The 21,923-nt window shown below is 43.0% G+C and carries 21 protein-coding genes and 1 pseudogene; 10 read left to right on the top strand and 12 right to left on the bottom strand.

Annotation, left to right across the window (positions count from 1 at the left end; genetic code table 11):
* Nucleotides 1–796: 796 nt before the first annotated feature.
* Nucleotides 797–1,762, bottom strand: a complete 966-nt coding sequence (gene bioB, locus AC1DVB_RS04350) for a biotin synthase BioB (protein WP_218013321.1) — start codon at nt 1,760–1,762, stop codon at nt 797–799.
* 496 nt (nt 1,763–2,258) lie between these two features.
* On the opposite strand from bioB, the gene AC1DVB_RS04345 reads away from it, so the two are divergent.
* The 3 genes from AC1DVB_RS04345 to bioA are packed head-to-tail and all read left to right on the top strand — an operon-like array spanning nt 2,259 to nt 4,908.
* Nucleotides 2,259–2,843: a biotin transporter BioY gene (locus AC1DVB_RS04345; protein ID WP_034310656.1), complete on the top strand. Its 585-nt coding sequence runs from the start codon at nt 2,259–2,261 to the stop codon at nt 2,841–2,843.
* Nucleotides 2,822–3,529: a dethiobiotin synthase gene (gene bioD, locus AC1DVB_RS04340; protein WP_477588282.1), complete on the top strand. Its 708-nt coding sequence runs from the start codon at nt 2,822–2,824 to the stop codon at nt 3,527–3,529. The genes AC1DVB_RS04345 and bioD overlap by 22 nt, the downstream gene beginning before the upstream one ends.
* Nucleotides 3,526–4,908 carry an adenosylmethionine--8-amino-7-oxononanoate transaminase gene (bioA, locus tag AC1DVB_RS04335; RefSeq protein ID WP_477588280.1) on the top strand — a complete coding sequence of 461 codons (1,383 nt, stop codon included), beginning with the start codon at nt 3,526–3,528 and terminating at the stop codon, nt 4,906–4,908. The genes bioD and bioA overlap by 4 nt, the downstream gene beginning before the upstream one ends.
* 75 nt (nt 4,909–4,983) lie before the next feature.
* Here the strand turns inward: bioA and AC1DVB_RS04330 are convergent, their stop codons facing one another.
* Nucleotides 4,984–5,265: a hypothetical protein gene (locus tag AC1DVB_RS04330; RefSeq protein ID WP_454861868.1), complete on the bottom strand. Its 282-nt coding sequence runs from the start codon at nt 5,263–5,265 to the stop codon at nt 4,984–4,986.
* Between the two features lie 145 nt (nt 5,266–5,410).
* Between AC1DVB_RS04330 and AC1DVB_RS04325 the strand changes: the two genes are divergently transcribed.
* The 4 genes from AC1DVB_RS04325 to AC1DVB_RS04310 all read left to right on the top strand — a co-directional run bounded on the left by AC1DVB_RS04325 (nt 5,411) and on the right by AC1DVB_RS04310 (nt 7,034).
* Nucleotides 5,411–5,653 (top strand): hypothetical protein, encoded by a 243-nt coding sequence (locus tag AC1DVB_RS04325; RefSeq protein WP_430756258.1) that lies wholly within the window; start codon nt 5,411–5,413, stop codon nt 5,651–5,653.
* A gap of 356 nt (nt 5,654–6,009) precedes the next feature.
* The gene (locus AC1DVB_RS04320; protein WP_230134951.1) at nt 6,010–6,282 is read left to right on the top strand and encodes a YesK family protein; all 273 of its coding nucleotides are present in this window, start codon (nt 6,010–6,012) and stop codon (nt 6,280–6,282) included.
* Nucleotides 6,283–6,320: 38 nt separating this feature from the next.
* Nucleotides 6,321–6,497, top strand: coding sequence for an alternative ribosome rescue factor ArfA (gene arfA, locus AC1DVB_RS04315; RefSeq protein ID WP_454861869.1), 177 nt, complete (start codon nt 6,321–6,323; stop codon nt 6,495–6,497).
* A gap of 114 nt (nt 6,498–6,611) precedes the next feature.
* A complete protein-coding gene (locus AC1DVB_RS04310; RefSeq protein ID WP_230134953.1) occupies nt 6,612–7,034 on the top strand; it encodes a hypothetical protein in 423 nt (140 codons plus the stop codon).
* A 287-nt stretch (nt 7,035–7,321) separates the two neighbouring features.
* Here the strand turns inward: AC1DVB_RS04310 and AC1DVB_RS04305 are convergent, their stop codons facing one another.
* Nucleotides 7,322–8,815 (bottom strand): peptide MFS transporter, encoded by a 1,494-nt coding sequence (locus AC1DVB_RS04305; RefSeq protein WP_057279146.1) that lies wholly within the window; start codon nt 8,813–8,815, stop codon nt 7,322–7,324.
* Nucleotides 8,816–9,154: 339 nt separating this feature from the next.
* Here AC1DVB_RS04305 and AC1DVB_RS04300 point away from each other — a divergent pair, with 339 nt between their 5' ends.
* Nucleotides 9,155–9,379, top strand: a complete 225-nt coding sequence (locus AC1DVB_RS04300) for a hypothetical protein (RefSeq protein ID WP_057279147.1) — start codon at nt 9,155–9,157, stop codon at nt 9,377–9,379.
* 85 nt (nt 9,380–9,464) lie between these two features.
* Here AC1DVB_RS04300 and rsiV read toward each other — a convergent pair whose 3' ends face one another.
* The gene (gene rsiV, locus AC1DVB_RS04295) at nt 9,465–10,334 is read right to left on the bottom strand and encodes an anti-sigma-V factor RsiV (protein ID WP_063574876.1); all 870 of its coding nucleotides are present in this window, start codon (nt 10,332–10,334) and stop codon (nt 9,465–9,467) included.
* Nucleotides 10,319–10,834: a sigma-70 family RNA polymerase sigma factor gene (locus tag AC1DVB_RS04290; RefSeq protein ID WP_034310632.1), complete on the bottom strand. Its 516-nt coding sequence runs from the start codon at nt 10,832–10,834 to the stop codon at nt 10,319–10,321. The genes rsiV and AC1DVB_RS04290 overlap by 16 nt, the downstream gene beginning before the upstream one ends.
* A 185-nt stretch (nt 10,835–11,019) precedes the next feature.
* Between AC1DVB_RS04290 and AC1DVB_RS04285 the strand changes: the two genes are divergently transcribed.
* Nucleotides 11,020–12,426, top strand: coding sequence for a polysaccharide deacetylase family protein (locus AC1DVB_RS04285; RefSeq protein WP_095679308.1), 1,407 nt, complete (start codon nt 11,020–11,022; stop codon nt 12,424–12,426).
* A 99-nt stretch (nt 12,427–12,525) separates the two neighbouring features.
* Here AC1DVB_RS04285 and AC1DVB_RS04280 read toward each other — a convergent pair whose 3' ends face one another.
* Nucleotides 12,526–13,245, bottom strand: a complete 720-nt coding sequence (locus tag AC1DVB_RS04280) for a YebC/PmpR family DNA-binding transcriptional regulator (RefSeq protein WP_053536610.1) — start codon at nt 13,243–13,245, stop codon at nt 12,526–12,528.
* Between the two features lie 260 nt (nt 13,246–13,505).
* Between AC1DVB_RS04280 and AC1DVB_RS04275 the strand changes: the two genes are divergently transcribed.
* Nucleotides 13,506–14,231 carry a DUF4261 domain-containing protein gene (locus AC1DVB_RS04275; protein ID WP_098865850.1) on the top strand — a complete coding sequence of 242 codons (726 nt, stop codon included), beginning with the start codon at nt 13,506–13,508 and terminating at the stop codon, nt 14,229–14,231.
* Nucleotides 14,232–14,747: 516 nt separating this feature from the next.
* On the opposite strand, the pseudogene eutC reads toward AC1DVB_RS04275, so the two are convergent.
* The 6 genes and pseudogenes from eutC to AC1DVB_RS04245 all read right to left on the bottom strand — a co-directional run.
* Nucleotides 14,748–15,482 (bottom strand): annotated as a pseudogene (gene eutC, locus AC1DVB_RS04270) (ethanolamine ammonia-lyase subunit EutC); the annotation flags it as partial.
* Nucleotides 15,483–15,505: 23 nt separating this feature from the next.
* Entirely contained in the window at nt 15,506–16,870 is a 1,365-nt protein-coding gene (locus AC1DVB_RS04265; protein WP_477588274.1) for an ethanolamine ammonia-lyase subunit EutB, read from the bottom strand.
* Nucleotides 16,871–16,888: 18 nt separating this feature from the next.
* Complete coding sequence (locus AC1DVB_RS04260; protein WP_430756255.1) at nt 16,889–18,295, bottom strand: ethanolamine ammonia-lyase reactivating factor EutA; 1,407 nt, start codon at nt 18,293–18,295, stop codon at nt 16,889–16,891.
* A gap of 18 nt (nt 18,296–18,313) precedes the next feature.
* Nucleotides 18,314–19,585: an ethanolamine utilization protein EutH gene (gene eutH / locus AC1DVB_RS04255; RefSeq protein ID WP_034310619.1), complete on the bottom strand. Its 1,272-nt coding sequence runs from the start codon at nt 19,583–19,585 to the stop codon at nt 18,314–18,316.
* 144 nt (nt 19,586–19,729) lie between these two features.
* Nucleotides 19,730–20,314: an ANTAR domain-containing response regulator gene (locus AC1DVB_RS04250; protein WP_053537393.1), complete on the bottom strand. Its 585-nt coding sequence runs from the start codon at nt 20,312–20,314 to the stop codon at nt 19,730–19,732.
* 9 nt (nt 20,315–20,323) lie between these two features.
* Entirely contained in the window at nt 20,324–21,697 is a 1,374-nt protein-coding gene (locus tag AC1DVB_RS04245; protein ID WP_477588271.1) for a sensor histidine kinase, read from the bottom strand.
* Between the last annotated feature and the right edge of the window lie 226 nt (nt 21,698–21,923).

The raw sequence follows: 21,923 nt of genomic DNA, 5'->3' as shown, positions 1-21,923 counted from the left end.
TTATAAAACCTCACTAACAATTTAGCATTTTTTTTTAATTATTTTCACTTATCATTATTTTTTTATTTTTGTAAAGGTTGATGGTTATTAGTTCTATTACAGCAATGTCTGCAGTTTTTTTTTTTTGAAAACCGTTCCAGTTGATTCCAGAAATCCGCTCCCTTTCCGCCGACTGTCTGCCAAGCCTCCTCGGCACAAGCGCCTGTGGGGTCTCGGCTAGCCAGTTATTCGGCAGGAGTCTCGCAAATTTCTTGCACCCTTTAAGGGGGACTGTAAAAAAACATGAAGGATAAAATAGTCTTGTTTTAAGATTATGGTTCGGGGTGAGAGCAATTCGAAACTCCTWTTGYCRRAAAATTKATGRAACCGCCAGACTGTARACGRATTGGAGAARAARAGCCAGTTTYCCTACAATATYTCTTAAAAAAGWAGTTCCAGYTGATTGGAAYGKAAGGTWCGAGACTCCTGCGGGAAAAGCGTGGCCAAGKGAGACCCCGCAGGCGAACGCCGAGGGCGGACCGCCCGCGGAAAGCGAGTGCCTGGAGTGGAAATCATTACACATACCCCCTTTCGGAAATCCGCTCCCTTTCCGCCGACTGCCTGCCGAGCCTCCTCGGCAGGAGTGCCGCAAATTTCTTGCACCCTTTTAGGATTACTGTAAAAAAACATGAAGGATAAACTAGTTATGTTTAAGATTATGGTTCCGGGTGGGACCAGACCACCCCTTTAGTCGACGAACTGAAAAAAACACCCTAAGGGTGTTTTTTTAGTTTCTCTCAATAATCTTCTTTATCAATTAAAGGGCACATTCTTCAATTTCAAACCCCAGGTCTTCGATGATTCCCCAGTCCGCTGTGGGTTCTTGACCAGCTGTCGTTAAATAGTCGCCGACAAAGATGGAATTGGCTGCATAAAGTGCCATGGGCTGCATGGAACGGAGATTGACCTCCCGGCCCCCGGCCAGGCGGATTTCTTTACTCGGATTAACGAATCTCATCATCGAAATCAATTTCAGGCATTTAGTGGGGGTCAGCTCGGAAGTTCCCTCTAGCGGCGTTCCGTCAATTGCATTGAGAAAATTACAAGGAATGGAATCTGCATCAAGGCTGCGTAAGGATAGAGCGACTTCCACCGCTTCCGCCTCAGATTCACCCATTCCGAAAATGGCTCCAGAGCATGGGGACATTCCGGCTTCTTTCACAGCTTCCACTGTATCTACCCGGTCTTCATATGTATGTGTCGATGTAATTTTACTGTAGTTTTCCTGTGATGTATTCAAGTTGTGGTTATAGCGATGAACGCCTGCTTCCGCTAGTTTACCGGCATGTTCCTCATTCAGGAAACCTAAACAGCAGCAGATTTTAAGATCCGTCGTTTCGCGGATTTCTTTTACCGCTTCAATGACATGATCGATTTCCCTGTTGGTCGGACGACGGCCAGAAGCGACAATGCAATAAGTACCCGCTTTCCGGCGAATTGATTCTTGCGCTCCCTCGACAATCTTTTCTTTAGTCAGCCAAGCATATTTATCGATTGGGGCTTCCGACACGATCGACTGCGAGCAGTAGCCGCAATCCTCAGGACATAATCCTGATTTCGTATTGATGATCATATTCAATTTTACCTTTTTCCCATAATGATGTTTACGTATGAGATAGGCTGCATTCAGAATTTCCAAAACCTCTTCGTCTGGGGCTTGGACGATGGATAATGCCTCTTCCTCCGTCACTTTATATCCTTTGATAACGTTCTCCGCTAACATCTTCCAATCCCTTACCAATGTTTCCAAACCTATCCCTCTTTTCTTTTATTTTGTGCCGAATCGCCATTCCTTGAAAAAGAACATATCCTGTTCCGGTTCTCCCGCACATAAAACGGAAGATATCCAGTAATAGACCCGCTTCCTGCAACCTGCTGCTCCAGCCGCGAGTTTACCTAAATCACTTTCCCCTCCAACCAACCGTTTGCATGTGCACCATCAGCCTCAATGGGTAATTAACATTTAGCAGTATCAATGGAGCGATAATATTTGTTAACCTAAATTACAACAAGTTAACATATCGTTAGAATAATAACATACATACAAAATATTATTCAATGGCCTTTTTTCAATATTTTCCTAGTTGTCCTTTAAATCCTAAGAAAACTGGCACTTTATATGTTAACCAAATAACAAATTAGTTGACATATAAAATAGGAATCAGGCAAACTAATAGTGGGCATTCTGCCAACACTTTCAAAAAAAGGGGGTTAAAAACTTGAAAGCAAGGACGATTTCTTATGTGGCCCTTTTTACCGCGCTAACTGCCATTGGCGCCTTCATTAAGATACCTATCCCTTACATACCATTCACGCTGCAAATTCTGGCAGTCTATTTGGCAGGCGCATTGTTGGGGCCCCGGCTTGGGATGCTCAGTCAGTTATGCTACGTCTTGATCGGACTTATCGGGGTGCCCGTGTTTGCTGAAGGCGGGGGATTCGGCTATATATTCAAACCCACTTTCGGCTATTTGCTCGGATATATACTGGGAGCCTATGTAAATGGATGGCTGATCAACCGGTTTTCCCTCTCCACGATTCGTTCCATATTCTTTGCTAATGCCGCCACTTTGCTGACCGTTTACCTTTTCGGCTGCATCTGGCTGTATGGTGCCATGAAGTGGATTGTGGAAACGCCGCTTTCCATCAGCCAAACGATTCTTTACGGCTTTTTGTTACCTGTACCCGGTGATTTAATGCTATGYATTCTATGTGCTGTCATCATTCAGCAAGTACGTCCGCGCATTGCAAGATATATAAACGTAAAGGAGCTGAATCACCCATGGGCCAAGCCTACTTTATAACCGGAACTGGCACGGAAATTGGAAAGACCATCGTCACGAGTGCACTCTATCTGTCTCTTCAAACATTGGGAAAAAGCGTTACGATATTCAAACCATTTCAAACTGGAATCAATGAGGAAAATCATACATACCCGGATATATCTTGGTTTGAGCAGGAACTCGGTGTAAAGGAATCGGGGTTTTACACACTGGAACCTGAAACCTCCCCACATTTGGCGATTAAATTAACCGGCAGTCTCATCGATGAGAGGAAAGTCGTGGAAAGGGTTCATGAACTTGAGGAAATGTATGACATCGTATTAGTCGAGGGCGCTGGAGGATTGGCTGTGCCGCTTATTGAACGAACGGAAGGTTTCTATATGACGGCCGATTTCATAAGGGATTGCGGGATGCCTGTCCTCTTCGTATCCACAAGCGGTTTAGGGGCGATTCATGATGTCGTGACGACCCATTCTTATGCCCAAGTCCATGATATAAACGTGAAAACCATTTTGTATAATCATTACCGGGCAGAAGATCGGATTCACCAAGACAATATCGAAACCATTGAAAAGCTGACTGGGCTGAATGGCCTAGCCTGCATCCCGACACTGGCCGATGTTAGAAAAGACTTGAGGATCTGCATCCTTGATTTGCTTGGTGATCAAGAATATACCCAACAACTGAAAGAGGTGTTCGAAGCATGAACAGTCAGGATTTAGAACAATGGGATAAGGAATATGTATGGCATCCGTTCACACAAATGAAAACGTATCGGGAAAGTAAACCACTTATCATCGAACGCGGCGAAGGCAGCTACCTGATTGATGTGGATGGCAAACGCTACCTCGATGGCTATGCTTCATTATGGGTGAATGTGCACGGGCATAACGAGCCGGAATTAAACGGCGCCCTAATTGAGCAAGTGAATAAAGTCGCGCACTCGACGCTGCTCGGATCTGCGAATGTACCATCGATCTTACTGGCGAAAAAACTGGCAGAGATCACTCCTGGTTCTTTATCGAAAGTCTTTTACTCCGACACGGGATCAGCCGCTGTGGAAATCGCCCTTAAAGTCGCTTATCAATATTGGCAGAATATCGATCCCGTCAAGCATCGGAATAAAAACAAATTCGTCTCGCTTGACGAAGCATACCATGGAGATACTGTCGGTGCCGTGAGTGTGGGCGGAATGGATCTATTCCATAGAATCTTTAAGCCCCTCTTATTTCAACGGATTTCAGCCCCTTCACCGTATGCCTATCACATGACTGAATATGGAGATCCAGAAGCCGTGAAAAACCATTGCTTGAAGGAACTGGAGAAGTTACTGCAGGAACAATCCGAGGAAATTGCAGGATTGATCATCGAGCCGCTTGTGCAGGGAGCAGCAGGCATCATTACCCATCCCCATGGCTTTTTGAAAGAGGTCGGGCAATTATGCAAAAAGTACAACATCCTCTTAATATGTGACGAGGTGGCTGTAGGGTTCGGTCGAACCGGTACGATGTTTGCCTGCGAACAGGAAGATGTCGTTCCCGATATCATGTGCATGGGTAAAGGGATCACTGGGGGATATATGCCACTCGCCGCCACCATCATGAACGAGCAGATCTTTCAATCCTTCTTGGGGGAACGGGAAGAACATAAAACCTTCTATCATGGTCACACCTATACAGGAAATCAGCTTGCCTGTGCCCTGGCCCTGAAGAATATCGAGCTAATGGAAAGCCGCAATCTCATTAAAGACATCCAGAAAAAATCAAAATACCTATCAAAAAGACTGCAAGCGCTATACGAACTTCCGATAGTCGGCGATATCCGCCAGCGCGGCTTCATGATTGGAGTGGAAATCGTTAAAGACCGCCAAACAAAAGAAACGTTCACCCTCCAAGAGAATGTCGTTTCCGGAATCATCCATACAGCACGGGAAAATGGCCTGATCATCCGGGAACTCGGTCCAGTCATCACGATGATGCCGATCCTTTCCATGTCAGAAAAGGAACTTGATTTCATGGTCGAAACCGTCTACCGTGCCATTCAGGAAGTCTCCATTCATAAAGGATTGATTCCAGCAGCAAACTGATTCAAAAAGATGTGGAATTAAAAAGGGCACCTCAATGAGATGCCCTTTTTTCGCTTGAATTTTGGATGAACTCACCTATTCAAACAAAGGGATTTCCAGCGGCATCCCGGCTTCAGGCAAGAAATAAATGAAAATGGTAAAACAAATGATAAGCAAGGAAAAGATAAATGCAATAAACGAAATACCCAAGAGAAATTTCTTACCTGCTAAATATAAGCTGATCACCAGACTTGCACACCCAATGATCAAATAAATGGTGGCCCCAACATAGGAATTCAACTTTGGAGTAATCCCGGTGATGAAAAGCAGCACGAAAGTCATTTGCATGGATATGCAGATTCCAAGTAAACCTTTCATTTTTACCTCCTTTGAAAAATCGAGTGCGATATAAATATAACATTCATCCCATTACGCAACATTAATGGACTCATTTTAATAATCATTGATGTAAATGATTGGATATTTATTGTAAACTGGATAAGCAAAGGAGAAGATTTGCAGTATGTCGATAACAAAGAAAAGATTTTTCATAAGATGTATAGTGGGTATCATATTCGTGTTTCTTGCTAAGTCTGGTCTGCAATACTTCAGTGGCGAAACGATAAGGTGGCCAGGGAATTTAGGATATGCATTCTATTTTGTAGCAGGTATTGTACTTTTCAGTTGGCTATTTGGAGATTTTGATAAAAAAAGGCCGATCACCCGTGTAAGTGAACTTGTCTGTCTGTACAAACCCGGTAACTAATTGATTTTGCCTCCAGTTTTTTTGAGGGCTTTTACGAATTGCATGTTGATTTTCGCTTCAGGCACTCGCTTTCCGCGGGCGGTCGGCCCTCGGCTTGCGCCTGCGGGGTTCACCTAGACACGCTTTTCCATAGTAGTCACACACACCTGTTCCAAACTTTGTTTTAAAATTTAATAGAACCCCTATCCAACAATATTAAGAATTTAGTTAACCTCACCTTTACGTTCGACTTTTGTTTCCCTCACGCACGCATCCAAGAAAATGACCACCACCGGCTGTCTTTTTCATGTTAAAATACAATATAAAATTTACTTATTGTGGAATTATTCACATGATGAATTAGAGGAGGTTACAAAATGATGTTCGGAGTTCCCCTCCTGGTTGCTTGCGTCCCTGGTATGCTAGTAATACTTTTAGCATGGTGGTTTAGGAAATTACATTTATCTTTATTTGTTAGGCTTTTACCAGGCATATTAACCGCTATAACTTCAATTATTTTGTTTTACATCGGCTTTGTGAACATCAGAGGATTTGAAGGAGCTGGATATGGAATATTGGCTTTCTTTTTACTTCCCTTTGCAATTGCGGCTTCAATTATTGCGAGCAAGAACAAAGGTGTACAAAGCTAAAATTCAGTTCAAATACTATAAAAGCAGGAATATATTCAATGACTAAGACGAATAAAACCAATAAGAAAACCATTGGTGAAGTGGCAAATAGCCGAATGCGTTGGGCGTTTGACCCCTCCACCCGTATTATCAAAAACAAAAAAGGAAAAGGTTCTTACAACCGGAAAAAAAAGAGCAATCCTATAAAGGATGCTCTTTTTTTCATATTAGCCTAGTTCTTTATGGTAACCGTATCATTTCTGAAATTCCACTTCGCTCTTTTGGAATCTATCAAGTTAAAAATTAGTTTATTATGGAATCACTAGATATATAGTTAGGAGGTAATGATAATGGCAAAAAAACCAAAAAGGTATAAGATGTTCGTAAACCCCGCATTAATTATTCTTTTGAGTATTTCTTTATTTTTCAGTATGATTGTACCAAATGTTCAAGCAGCTGGATATGTGTATAAATCTGGCGGAATTACTTATGATTGTACTACTGTTAAGACAATGTCAGCTATTAATGTAAAAAAAGCAGCTGCTCAAATGTCTTCATTTTCTAACAAAGTTAATGGATTAACTCTTGCTGTTGGTTGGTTTAATAAGTATATAGGTACAGGTATGGGTGTTTTCGCAATAGGACTAGGTATTTCAACTTCTAAATGGAATAATGCCGCTGCAGCTGGAAAAAAAGCTAAGCAAGACCATTGCGTTAAGCGGAATTGGGATGGATACTCAGCTCGTTCCATAGCAAGATATTTATTTTATTAAGGAATGAGGAGGGCTTAAATGAAAAATAGATTGTACTTAGGTATTCTATTTTCGATATATTTCATTTTAGGATATTGTATTTTTTTTATCTTCGATATCGAACCCATACCCAAGATTATTTTATTTTTTGTCTTAGTGTTCACTGTGGATCCTATTAAAAAAAAGTTAAAGGTTTGAATCACGACCTCAAATAAAAATCGATATAGCACCCAATCGGGAATTTTCGAGGGCACAAAAAATGAAAAAAAGATGACCCCGTTAATTCGGAGGTCATCTTTTTTAATGTGTTAGCGAATGCCTTTCATGTAACCTTGAATCTTTGGTGATAAGGCCATCAGGGCCAGTCCAAGGATTATTGAAGCAACACCGATCACTCCAAAATAAGCCATTTCGGTCTGAGGAGTGTAGAATCTGACGATTTGTGCGTTCAGTGCTTGTGCTGCTGCACTTGCCAGGAACCACAGGCTCATCGTTTGTGCCGAGAATGCGGCCGGAGCCAATTTTGTAGTTGCTGAAAGTCCGACTGGAGATAAACAAAGTTCTCCAAGCACTACAAGGAAATAGCTAAGTACAAGCCATAACGGATTGACTAATGCGTCTGATCCACCGAAATAAACAGGAAGCAGGATCACCAGGAATGATAAACCGGCGAACAGTAGGCCTATCGAGAATTTTTGAGGAATGGTCGGCTGACGCTTTCCTAATTTAATCCATAACCATGCGAATACTGGTGCAAGGGTAATGATGAACAAAGGGTTCAAAGATTGGAACCATGCCGGGTTTATTTCCAATCCTGCAAAGTTCAACTGTGTCCGTTTGTCTGCATAGCTTGCCAATATTGTTGCACCTTGCTCTTGAATCGCCCAGAACATGACGGCTGCTATAAACAAAGGAATATAGGCAATCAAGCGTGAACGTTCAACAGAAGTCGTTTTCGGGCTGCGATACATGAAAATGAAATAAAGGGTCGGAATTACGATTCCTAGAATACCTACAAGATTAATAAAAGTTTCAATCGTTAAGATGCCTGCAGAAGCAGTGATGCCGATGATGGCAGCTATGATAAGTGCGGCTATCCCCAATTTAGTGAATACTTTTTTCTTTTCATCCTGTGATAATGGGTTAGCAGGAAGAGTTCCGGCCAAGCCCAGGTTCTTTTTCTTTGTTGTAACAAAGACAATGAGACCAATCAACATACCAATTGCTGCAAGTCCAAAACCAAGATGGAAGCTGTAGTCCATACCTACTGTACCGACAACAAATGGTGAAAGGAATGCCCCCATGTTGATACCCATATAGAATATACTGAAACCGGAATCCCGGCGTTCATCATTTTCTGCGTAAATTTCCCCGACAATGCTGGAAACATTCGGCTTTAATAAACCAGTACCCAGAACAATGAGTACCATGGAAACAAAGAACATGGAAAGACTGCCTGGTACAGCAAGGACAATATGCCCGAGCATAATCAAGATACCGCCGTAAAATACGGCTTTTGAAGTCCCGAAAATCCTATCGGCGAGCCAGCCGCCAATTATACCTGACATATATACTAAAGATCCATAGATGGATACAAGGGCAAGGGCCGTGGGTTCATCAAGGCCTAATCCCCCTTTAGAAACTTCGTAATACATATAGTAAACAAGAATGGCCTTCATGCCATAATAGGAAAAACGCTCCCAGAACTCAGTAAAGAAAAGGGTGAATAATCCTTTAGGGTTTCCAAAAAAACCTTTTTGAGGTACACTATCCACAATTTTCTGTTTATTTATCGTTGCCATACCTAGCCCTCCTTTTATTATTGTATAATAACTTTAAATTTCACTATTGTAAACAAATATTTAGTATATTTAAATAATTAATTTCAAAATAAATAGAAGTAGACTTTCCACCATACAAGCAAAAGTCCGGATTTCGCACTAAAAAACAGTCCATATAATCTAATAGAAAGCGGCCATCAATGATATATTACCCTAACTTCATCCATGGTATTACGCTTGATATCACTTTGGTTGCCATGTACTTATTAATGAGAAAAGGAAATGATGAATTTTGAAATAACCCCACCACAACCGTTATATTCACCGTATAATAGATATAAAAAAAGAGGAGGCAACATAATGTTCGGGATCATAACCGTGGTAATGATTTTTTCCATCCCTATACTCGGAATACTGACAAGCCATTTCGAAAAACAGTCAAAAAACAAACATAAGATGCTGCAAGTTGAACTGGAGCTTGAAAAACTTAAACATGAAAACTTCCTTATGGAGACGGAAAAAATGAGGCTGGAACTGGACCAGATGAAATTCGAACAAAAAAGAGACGAACCAAGGTTACTGTAAGTAAGTAACGTTGTTCGTCTTTTTTAATGGATATTGTGCCGTTTTAAAAACCTTCCGCCCATCATAGAATTACAATAGGGACGTTTTAATGGATATATTGATCACCAACAAGAAGGTCTGTCAGCACCTTTGTCGGGATGATGAACTCGACGGCCCCCATGTACCCCGGCGCAGCTTCATAGCTGTTAAAGGCGATGACTAGCTTGCCATCTTCGTTTATATAAAAGTTTTGGTTTTCATCGATGCCTCTAAAAGCAGTAAAATCATCATCTTCCACCCAATATATCTTTTCCGGATCTTCAGCCATCTGCCGCTTCATCTGTTCCTTGATGTTTTCGCTGATCACCTGAAGATAGCGATCATCTTTAAATAAGCTATTTAGCGTTAACAGCACTTCGTTTTTCTTGTCGACTGTATCGAATTGACTTTCTGTAGAACTGGAAGCAGAAATCGTATCCGTATAACGCTGTACGGATAATATCGTTTCATTATCCGTCAATATCACATATCCGCTTTCCACCGATATATTGCCCTTTTCCCCTTCCTTCAGTTTTGACATGGAATCCGTGAATTCCTTATAAAGCTGCTTGCTTTCCGATAAGTATTTTTCATTCAAGCTATCTTCGAGCTGTTTATTCTCGAGACCGGATATTGCAGGCGTTTTGATTACTGCCGAAGAATTATTCGCTTCTTCTTTCCATTCGACAAAGGTAATCACTTTGATGACCTTCTCGACTATCGGTATATCACTCATGGCTTTCGCCGCTGCCGGACTGATGTTTACGGAAGCTGTCACGATCAGGAGCGCTGCAGCCGCTGTCACGAGGATATTCCTGCCAACCCTCGGCTTTTTCCTTGGCTTTTCATTCAAGGCTGCTTGAACGACATCATTCAATTCCTTTGGTATCGGTATTTTAAGATATTCTTCCCGCAGATCTTTTAATTTTTTTTCCATCTTTTCGTTTCCTCCCTTTCAGTCATGTTGATCCGCAATAGTTGCAGCGCTTTATATAATCTCGTTTTAATCGTGCTTACGTTTTCTTCCAGCACTTCCGCTATCTCGTCCAGCTTCAGGTCCTCAAAGAAACGGAGGACGACTACCGTTTTGTACTTGACTGAAAGTCCTTCCAGGGCCTTTTGCAAATCCAGGTCAGGATAGTGATCCTCCTCACCGCGGCGCAAGTATTCTATTGTTTCATCATCGGCGACGGTCAGTTTCTTCTTCTTCCGCAAAACATCCAGTGCCGTTCGGACGATGATCTTATATAACCAACTATCTATAGAAGCGGCGTCTTTGATTTTGCTGCTGGAGGCTAGCGCTTTCCTGATTGATTCCTGCACGATATCCAGGGCATCCTCTTGGTTTTTGACATAGTAAAAAGCAAGTCTGTACAAATTCTCTTGCCTTTCGGTTATCCGGGCCGCGATTAATTGATTCATTTCTGGGTTTTTCATTACATGTTAGAGCTCCTTACATTTAAATTACGTATCCTGGGTACAAAGAATAGACGTTGGTGCAGCGATAAAAGTTTGAAAATGAGCAAGAAAATATATAAATATAAAAAAATGAAATTTTTTACAAACTTTTAAGGCTTTTGGCGCGTCTATATAGTAGAATGATTATCGAGGTGGAGTGCATCATGAGGAAATTAAATTATAAAAAAGTCTTTATTTTTCTATTTTGTCTAACAGCTGCTGTAGGAACGATGGGGTTAGCCATTAAAAGCCTTGCTTTTGATAAGAAGAGAACCGTTTCGGCCTATACAACTGATAAAAATTACCCAGAAGCCGATATTCAAACGTATGTGAAAGATAATACGAAAGGCGGGTATTCAGCCAGCAGGCCCGTTCTGCATTTAGAAAATATCGACAAGCAGCTAGAAGCCTACATAAAGAAAGAAATTAAGGATTATGAAAAGAAATGGAAAGCATCCGACGGAAAAGCTTCCGAGCTTAACCTCACCTATACGATCCTCCATTTTAGCAAACAGACCATTACGATTTCCTTCGATAAATATGAGCAAGTGGAAGGAAAGAAGCAGTCTGGAACCCAGATCTTCACTTATGATATTCCATCTCAGCAAAAGCTCTCCATAGAAGACATCTTTGCCACGGATACTGATTATTTATCCGTTTTATCCGATATTGTTTTTGAAGAGTTAACGCAGAAGGAAGAAGAAGGCATTTCAAACAGTCTCATTAAAAAGGAAAACAAACTGAAGGCAGCCAACTTCAATTCTTTTTCAGTCTTGAAAAATACGCTCGTTTTCTACGTTAAGACTGATGATTCAACTAAGACCCATACAATAGCCATCAAGAAGGATCTTTTTAAAGATAGTTTGCTAGATTCATATCAAAGTCAAGATTTGAATGAGGATCGTGTAAAGGAATGGCAGCCAAAACATATCGTCGCCAAACTGCCCGTGCAAAATGAATGGATCGACCCTTCAAAAAAGGTCATTGCTTTGACGTTCGATGACGGGCCGCATCCAAGTCATACCATGTCCATCCTGGAAGTCCTGAAAAAATATGATGGTCACGCGACGTTTTTCGTACTTGGAAGCCGCGTACAGCACTATCCGGAAGTTCTGCAAAAAATGCTGCAGGAAGGAAATGAGATCGGCAACCATTCATGGGATCATCCGCAGCTGACGCGCTTAAGCAAGAACAGAATCGAAGATCAAATCGAAAAGACCCAAGACGCTGTAAAAAAAGCTACAGGTACTGAGCCAAATCTCGTCCGTCCCCCATATGGAGCGATTAACCATAATGTGCGGGAATACATGGAGGATATGAAAGTCTCACTTTGGGATGTCGATCCAGAGGATTGGAAAGAACGCAATGAAAAGAAAATCGTAAACAAAGTGATGAGCAAAGCCAAAGATGGCAAAGTCATATTAATGCATGATATCTATCAAACTAGCGCCCAGGCTGCAGGAAAAATCATTAAACAACTGCATGACCAAGATTATCAACTTGTCACTATTTCAGAATTGGAAAAGGTAAAGAAAGACCGTGAACTTTCCGGAATCACCATAAGTGAATAATAAAAGGAAAGAGCCTGTTTCGTGATTCGTAAACAGGCTCTTTCCTTTCAAATGAAATAAGCAGACCTTTGATCACATAGCAAAGGCCTGCTCATTTTATCATTCACCAAGATCTACATTATGATAAACTTGTTGAACATCTTCCAGATCTTCCAATGCATCAATCATTTTTTCGAATTGTGCTTGTGCATCTTCCGGAAGGGTTAGGTCATTTTGTGCAAGCATCGTCAGCTCTGCCACTGTAAAATCGCTGATTCCTGCATCCTTGAATGCTTGTTGTACAGCATGGAATTGTTCAGGCTCGGCATAAACGATGACACTTTCTTCTTCTTCAATGATGTCACGTACATCAACATCCGCTTCCATTAACAGTTCAAGAACATCATCAGCCGTTTTACCTTCAATCCCGATGACAGCCGTTGCATCGAACATATAAGCAACAGATCCGCTGACACCCATATTCCCGCCATTTTTCCCAAATGCGGCACGTACATCGGATGCCGTCCGGTTCACGTTGTTTGTCAATGCATCCACGATGACCATTGAACCATTTGGACCGAATCCTTCATAACGAAGTTCGTCATAGTTTTCTTCCGAACCGCCTTTGGCTTTTTCAATCGCACGGTCAATGATCGCTCTTGGAACATTGTACGTTTTCGCACGCTCAAGTACGACCCTTAATGCCTGATTGGATTCTGGATCTGGTTCGCCTTGTTTTGCCACTACATATATTTCCCGTCCGAACTTAGCATAAATCCGACTAGTATTAGCATCTTTTGACGCTTTCTTTTCTTTAATGTTATTCCACTTACGACCCATTATATTCCACTCTCTTTCATCATTGATCTATACGAATAGATAATTAAGATACGGCCCTATGAGAAAACCCACAAGGGGAATTCCTTTGAAGATAGGCTATACGTTTACTAGATTATATTATACATCAATTGTATAATTTTGAAAAAGTCCTGCACATCCCTCACTGGCATTTATCGGTACTTTACGCCATTTTTCATGAAATGCTATGGAAAACATCAGTAGTGGTATAGTATGAAGTGATTGGAAAGGAGAGATGATCCATGAAGGACAACCAAATCATCATCGGGATACCCGGGAAATGGAAGGACCGGACAGAATTGATTCAAACGGTTGCTTCCCAAAGCGAAGGGTATCTGTTAGCCGGGAATGTTTTTCATAACAGTGATAAGAACATTACGTTTCAGGCGGAGATCCATGATTATGAACCCACTTTAAAAGAGAGCTTTTCTTACGCCAGTAAAGACGCCTTTTCAGAGAATGCATTAGAGGAAATCAATGGCCATACCTTTACCGTTTATATAATAGCCGATGTATCCGATACCGGAACTGTTATCGATTTGATCGATGCCGGGGCAGCGATCCTCAAGGCAGGCGGAATGGCAGTGAAAATAGAAACGGCGGGAATTGCCCATTCAAAGGAAGATTGGCTGCATCTTCATCATAGCCCGGATATTCTCTCGGTATATGCCCATTTTGTCACGATCATCGGAGAGGAAGACTATTATTGTTCTTTCGGAATGAAAGCCTTTGGTCTTCCGGATGCCGTGACACTTAACACAATGAGTCCGAAAGAGGCGGCTGCCCTGCTTAACACATTTAATTATTACCATGTAGGTGAACGGCCTCTCTTTAAGAATGGCGAAACCTTTAGCATTCAGCAAGATGCACCCGACTTTATATTGACGGGCCTTCAAGACTTTAGATATGAAGAAGAACATCCCTTCTACAACCCGTTTGGTTTATGGAATTTAGGGACAAGTAAATAGGGGAGCGATCCGCTCCCCCCAGACTGCAGGCAAATAAAGCGAGTGCCTGCAGTTTTTTTATTTTAAAAGTATTCCAGTCGATTCCAGAAATCCGCTCCCTTTCCGCCGACTGTCTGCCAAGCCTCCTCGGCTCAAGCGCCTGTGGGGTCTTGGCTAGCCAGCTTTTCGGCAGGAGTGTCGCACTTTTCTTCCATCCAATAACGGATTCATAAAACAATAAAAATACATATAAAGCGAGTGCCTGCAGTTTTTTTATTTTAAAAGTATTTCCAGTCGATTTCAGAAATCCGCTCCCTTTCCGCCGACTGTCTGCCAAGCCTCCTCGGCTCAAGCGCCTGTGGGGTCTTGGCTAGCCAGCTTTTCGGCAGGAGTGTCGCAATTTTCTTCCATCCAATTACGGATTCATAAAACAATAAAAATACATATAAAGCGAGTGCCTTGAGAGGAAATCAACGACCTAGTCTTAATGATCGTCAAATGAGACCATCCAAACTTCCTTTTTTAGACACTAGGGGTTCAGCCTAGTTTTTCATGCTTTTCTTCTTCATGTTCCTTCTTCACGAGGGACATGCCGCTCGCTTGGTATTTGAGGATTTTTTGAATGACCGTGCCAAGATGCGCTCCAGCTTCAACAGGGGGGATCCCTCCTTTATGGATGTTGGAAATGACCATCCTCTCCGCTTCAATGGTGCCCAAACGTGGTTTATAGCAAATGTAAGCGCTCAATGATTCAGCGCTGACAAGACCGGGCCGTTCACCGATCAACAGGACAATGACCTCAGGTCCAAGGATTTCACCGATATCATCCATCACGGCAACCCGGCCCTTTTCAATATAAAATGGTGTACCCGTATCCAGACCTGCCACTGCCAAAGATTGTTTGAAAGATAAATAGACGTCCTCGACATTTTCTTCGATTGCCTTGGCACTTAAGCCATCGGAAATGATGATTTGAACCGTTGGAGCCTTTATGCATTTGGCATCTATCACCCTCTTTGCTTCATCCGAAAGCTTCCTGCCATAATCCGGACGCCGTAAATAGACTTCCTTATCATCGGCCTTCGTTTTCACCTTGAATAAATCCAAGCGCTTCAAAAGAATATCACTTACTTCACCATATACAGCATCGACGGCCGCTGCATGGTCAAAACGGAATTTCAGCCACGAATCCGTTTTCGGCCGGGTCCCTGACCTGCCTACCCCTATCCGCGCAGGGGTTTTCGCTATCATGGCATCCAAATCTTCCTTATTATTCATTCCCATATCATCCACTCCTAATGGTTAAATATAGTTGGATCACCGGCAAGCTTCGTTAATTTTCCGTTCTCCATAATCCCCATCTTCTCCAGCCAAGCTTCATATAATGGGGCAGGCCGCTTATCCATCGTTTGCCTCAAAGTCGCTATATCGTGATAACTCAAAGACTGATAGTTTAACATGCAGTCATCACCCATCGGAGTAGCGATGATGAAATTCACACCAGCCGCCGCTAAAAGTACACCCAAGTCCTCGATATCATTTTGATCCGCCTTCATATGATTCGTATAGCAAATATCCACCCCCATCGGCAGTCCATGCATTTTCCCCATGAAATGATCTTCTAACCCAGCCCGGATGACCTGCTTGCTGTTATATAGATATTCAGGTCCGATGAAACCGACGACCGTATTGACAATGTACGGGTCAAAATAACGGGCAAATCCATAGTTCCTGGCTTCAAGCGTCACCTGATCGATACCGAAATGCGCTTCGGCCGATAACTCGGAGCCTTGCCCCGTTTCAAAATAAAGATGCTGCGGGCCTGTGCCGGTGCCATAGGCCTTCGCTATCTCATTAGCTTCTTCGAGCAATTGTACGTTAATTCCAAAAGAGCGATTGGCCGTTTCCGTTCCGGCTATGCTTTGAAAGATCATATCAGCAGGCGCCCCCTGCTGAACGGCCTTCATTTGCGTGGTCACATGCGCAAGCACACAATTTTGTGTCGGGATGTTCCATTTCTGGATGACATCCTGTGTCGCATGAAGCAGCCGCTTTACGCTTTCGACCGAATCATCGACAGGGTTGATTCCAATGAGTGCATCCCCGATTCCATAGGAGAGGCCTTCTTTTAAAGAAGCCAGCATACCATCCACATTGTCTGTCGGGTGATTAGGCTGAAGGCGCGAAGCAAGCGTTCCTTTGTATCCGATCGTGCCATTATTCTTGGTGAGCACTTCGATTTTATTGGCTGCATGGATAAGGTCGAGGTTCGACATCAACTTGGCTGCCGCTGCAATCATTTCACTATTCAATCCCCTGCTTAATCGCTTTAAGTCCTCGCCTGTCGTTTCGTCACTCAAAATATATTCACGCAGTTCGGCAACGCTCCAATTCTTCACGGATTGATAGATGGTTCCATTGATGAGACCATCTATGATCCGCGACACCTCATCCTCTTCCGGGGAAAGCAGGGGATAGTTCCTGATGTCCGCCAAAGTCAATTCGCTAAGCACCGCTTTCGCCGCAATCCGTTCTTGAACGGAATCTGCTGCAATTCCCGCAAGCCTATCTCCTGATTTCTCTTCATTCGCTTTGGCCAGGACTTCTTTCAACGATTTGAATTGATGGATTTCCCCAAAGTATTGAGTGGATAATTTCATCGTATGATCCTCCTTTTCCTAACTGTGGAAGGTTAGCGTTTTTACTACAACCGGAACGACCCCTGTCCGCAGCAGCCTTCCTATATCTAAATAGTCACCATGTTCCACTTCTGTCTGATCAATGCAGATGACCGGCAGATCCGCTTGGTTCGCTAGAATGGTTTGACCAAGTGCCTTTCCATAATCACTATCCATGACAATTATCAGAGGCTGCTGCCGATTCGGTTTTTGCTTCAGTGCCTCGGTAAAAGCGACTGCAAGCCGGTGAATGTCCCGAAATGATTGATAAGGTAAATTCGTTAAATAAAAGGCAAAATTCAGCCCCTCCTGCAAAGCGTCGTATATTGTGATCGCATCCTGAACAGCCTGTGTCATTTTCGCGGTTACATCATCAAGCCCGCCATGAAAATCGACCCGATAGACTGGAATATTACGAACTGGCAGATGAGAATCATTCACTTCGATGGTTGCTCCGCTGATTTCAGTTGTATGTGCTCCTGCTCCAAGTACAGTCGCCCGAACCGTTTCAACTGGCTGTTCCCACTCCCATGCGGCCAATTCTTCACTTTCCTTGATGGAGGCGGCAAGCATCATGCCGATATCCCGGAAGCTTTCGTCCTCCCGTTCTTCATGATAGATGCAATCACTGACACCGCCCGAGAACATCAACACGTCTATTCGTTCTGTCCAAGATGGCTCCTTCCCAACTAATAGAAGTTCATCTTCTTTTGTGAAGGAGCCAGCCAAAAACCTCGAAAGCACCTTCGCCATTTCATTTGCGATGATTGCCCCTTCACCATTCAAAGGAGAGCGCCCTATTGATTTCAGCCATTTTCCTATTGAAGGAGCAACCTTCACCTTCGCTCCTTCCCACTCCACCAAACGGCCTCCTATATGCAGTGTGCAGGTTCCGCAAAGCATGCCTGAACGGTATACGGCAATATTCGCTGTCCCCCCGCCAATGTCTATGTTCGCTACAGTCTTTCTTGTCTTGATGGAATGTTGATAGGCGCCGGATCCCTTGGCGGCAATGATCCCTTCCAAATCCGGACCGGCTGCCGCTACAAGGAATTCACCCGCCGCATTAGATAACCGGTACACCATTTCTTCTGCATTTTGTTTGGTTGCCGTTTCCCCAGTGATGATGACAGCCCCTGTTCGTATGTTTTCGATCGTGATTCCTGCTTTTTGGTATTCACTTTCCACCATTCTTTGAACAGCAGGTATGTCAATTACCGTCTCGGATACAAGCGGGGTCCTGAAAATGGGACTTCGATACAGAATTTCCTTATCGGTAATTTCAATTTTTGGCACCTGTCCGCCACCCGCCACATTCCTAAGCGAAAGCTCGCTGATAACAAGTTTCGTAGTACTGGTGCCAATATCAATTCCTGCACTGATGATTCGTTCCACCTGTTCATTCACTAAAATCACACCCCAGTTTTACACCACTTGGATTTCATTGCTGTTTTCTTCCTCGTTTTTCGTTTTATATTCATTTATGCCGATAACTCCTGCTGCTCGATCCTTTTCTTCTAATTCCAAAGCTTTCGGAACGGACAGCCAGTAAGCAAGACCGATCCCAATCGCTCCGGCAGATAGCTTCCCGACAATGATCGGTAATATTAAGGAAGGCTGAAAGTTGGCTGTGAATGATAAATGATCACCCAATAGGAAGGCCGCACACACAGCGAAGGAAATGTTTATGACCTTATCCTTCGGCGGCATTTCTTTAACAAGCTTGAACATTGCCAATATATTGGCTACTGTGGCTAATATCCCTGCACTCCCGGCTTTGCTCAACCCGATTTTCCCGCCCATCGCTTCCAATGGCTTGCCTGCATATTTTTGAATCAGGTAAATCATTGGAAATGCACCTGCCAGCATGATCCCGATATACCCCGCCGTTTCCAGGGCACGGAACTGGTCTGCCTTATCGGCCATGATCGGATGGAAGCCCCAAGCACCAAATACTTTGGAAAACAATCCGGTGAAAATTTCCACGATCGAAAACACGAGCACTAGTTTAATCGCGGCGTCCAATATTTTTCCAAACCACATGAAACCTTTGATCATCAAATCCGGCAGGAAATAAAGACCTAACGCGAGCAAGACCACAAAAATAAGAAGCGGAGAAAGGTTCAGGGCAATTTTCAAATAGCTCAACGCGAATTCGTATGTAGAATCCGCATTCGTGGAAATCACCTCGCGGATTTTCGAATTCGTCGCCACCACCAGCACGCTTGAGATAAAAGCGCCAATCGGAATCGTCAGGATTCCTGACATGACACCAAGTGCCATGTATTTATGATCACGCTTCTCCAGCATCGCAAGCCCCATTGGAATCGAGAATACAATCGTTGCCCCGGACATAAAGCCGACAATCATCGCCATGATCCAGCCTTCATAGGATTCCTTCAGCTCGGCCGCTAATTGGTAACCCCCCATATCCGTCGCCAAAATCGTTGTTGCGGCGAGGGCTGGATCTGCACCGATCGCAGCGAAAACCGGGCCGCATACTGTATTGATGAACCAAGATAAATAAGGGATCGAGGCCATGATTCCAGCTGCCGGGATAAATATATGGCCAACGGTATGCAAACCTTCCATGAACTGTTTCCCCAAGCCCTGCTCACTGTCTTTAATCGATGCAATAGCACCGACAACGGCACACACCATAATGATATAAATAACGAATTTACCTACCATCTCCATACATATTCCCCCTGAATTCCGATTTGATTTGGCCTATCGACTTAAAAAAAGGGTATAAAAAAGACGCCTCTTATAGCCCAAACTTAGGTTTTTCGGCAGAAATGCCTGCCTACAACCAATTTGGTCCATCAAAGCGCCATTGCTTCATCTATTTACTTGTTTTTGATCATTTGCAATGATTCGACGTGCCACCGTCTCCATGGAAAGCTGCTTATCCATACTAAGCCTTCTCAGTTTATTGTAAGCGATTTCTTCGGTGACATTCTTCCTTTTCATGATGATTCCTTTTGCCTTTTCAATGACTTTGCGATTTGTGAGCGTTTCATCCAATTGAGCATTTCGTTCCTGATACTTCTTTGTATTGGCTGCTTGCAGCAAAGCTATCTCCACTGCCGGAATCAGATTCGCCTCCGTAATTGGCTTTACAAGATATCCGACGATGTTCGCTCGCTTCGCCTCGTCGATATATTCACGCTGGCTGAATGCAGTTAAAAGAAGGACCGGAATCTGAAAGGTATTGGATATCACATCGCTAGCCTTAAGCCCATTCATTTTCGGCATTTTGATATCCATCAAAACGAGATCCGGCTGCAGTGCATGTGCCAATTCAATCGCCTTCTCGCCATTACGGGCATGTCCAACCACATCGAAGCCTGCATCCTTGAGCATGATCGTTATATCAAGCAGAACAATCGATTCATCCTCCACGACCAAAATCCTCTTGTCCACTTCTCCCACCTACCTCTTGTATGGAAATCTTACAGAAGCCAGGGTACCTTCTTTAATCCGCTGAATCGAAAACTCCCCATCCAAATCATTTTCCACCGTCATGCGGATGATATCCAGCCCCAAAGAAGGTTTCATTGCAGGTGAATATCCAATCCCATCATCTCTTACTTGAAGTTCCAATTCAGGACCATCCTTTTGTAAGCATACGGTAATGTTCCCTTCCGTCCCTTCCTTGAAAGCATGTTTCACACAATTATGAATGAGCTCATTCACCACCAGCGCGACCGAAATGCCAATGTCGGAATCAATCGAATGAAGCTCACCCCTATATTCAATGCTTACGCATTGGCGAGCTTGACCCTCCGTATGAACGATCATATCGCCTATTTTTCTAATAAGCTCCAGCAGATCCACATGATCGACCTGACTGCTTGCCAAAATGATTTCATAAACCGACGATATGCTTAACACCCGGTTCAAACTGACCAATAAATGGGGCTTGCTTTCTTCAGGGGCTCCTAACCTCATTTGCAGCCGAAGTAAACTGGCCACTGTCTGCAAATTATTCTTCACCCTATGATGAATTTCACGAATCGCCACTGACTTGCTGATCAGCTCCCTTTCTTTATCCCGCAGTTCAGTCAGGTCCCGGATGATGATGAACGTTTCATTGGAATTCTTGTTGCCCAAATGGAACTTCTTTAGTTGGATAATCTTTTTACCAATGTTCATTTCCTTCATCAAAATGTCCTCTTTTGAAGCAAGAACATCGGCAAAGCCAGGAAAATAATCGAAAATCGATTCACCTAAAACACAGTCCGTCAAACATATTTCCGATACTAAATTAATGGCAGCAGGATTCGTATAAACAAGTCGGTTTTGGTTATTAATCAGGAAAATGGACTCCTCAATAAATTCAGGAACTAAGGAATTTTGTTGATCTTGCCTATCAAACTGATTGAAAGATTCACGTTCTTCATGAATCACCTTTTCCATGATCAAAACGGCGATGACCCGATTGCATTCCCCCTTGATTGGAACGACACTTTGCTGGACCATCGCTCCCTCTTGAGTCAATGCCCGATTCACGAACATGTCCTTTCCGGTGCGCAATACATAAAATACGGCCGGTTCGAATGCCTCATAAGCAAATTTACCGACAACCGGATGATCGTAAACCGATTTCACGGAGTGTCCGCATGCCTCTGCAACGACAATGGCATGCTTCCCTTCACGCACCGGACAATCAATAAACACATTCGCTTTATTCAAATCGGCTATCAACGGTAAATTCATTGATAGGTTTTCAAGAATTTGAATATCACTGTTCAATAAATGAGTATGCAACGCACATAAATCCCGGACGGTCATTGTCCGTTCCATAGGCAAAACCCCAATAAACGTTTATTCATGGATATTATTATTGATTATTATAGATACCGACCCTATTTTTGTCAATATTCAAAATATTCTAATGTAATGTATTCTAACATTAGATAGCGATATTTAAAACGATTGACCCATATTCTTTTCAACTCACTTGTGGAACAAAATTACCACTTAAGTCCATGTATGACCACCGTTACTTTTTGCTTACTCATGAATTCCA

The sequence above is a fragment of the Peribacillus sp. P4_D6 genome (genome assembly GCF_056401795.1).
Note: the sequence above shows the minus strand (reverse complement) of the source record. Positions and strands in the feature narration are given on the sequence as shown.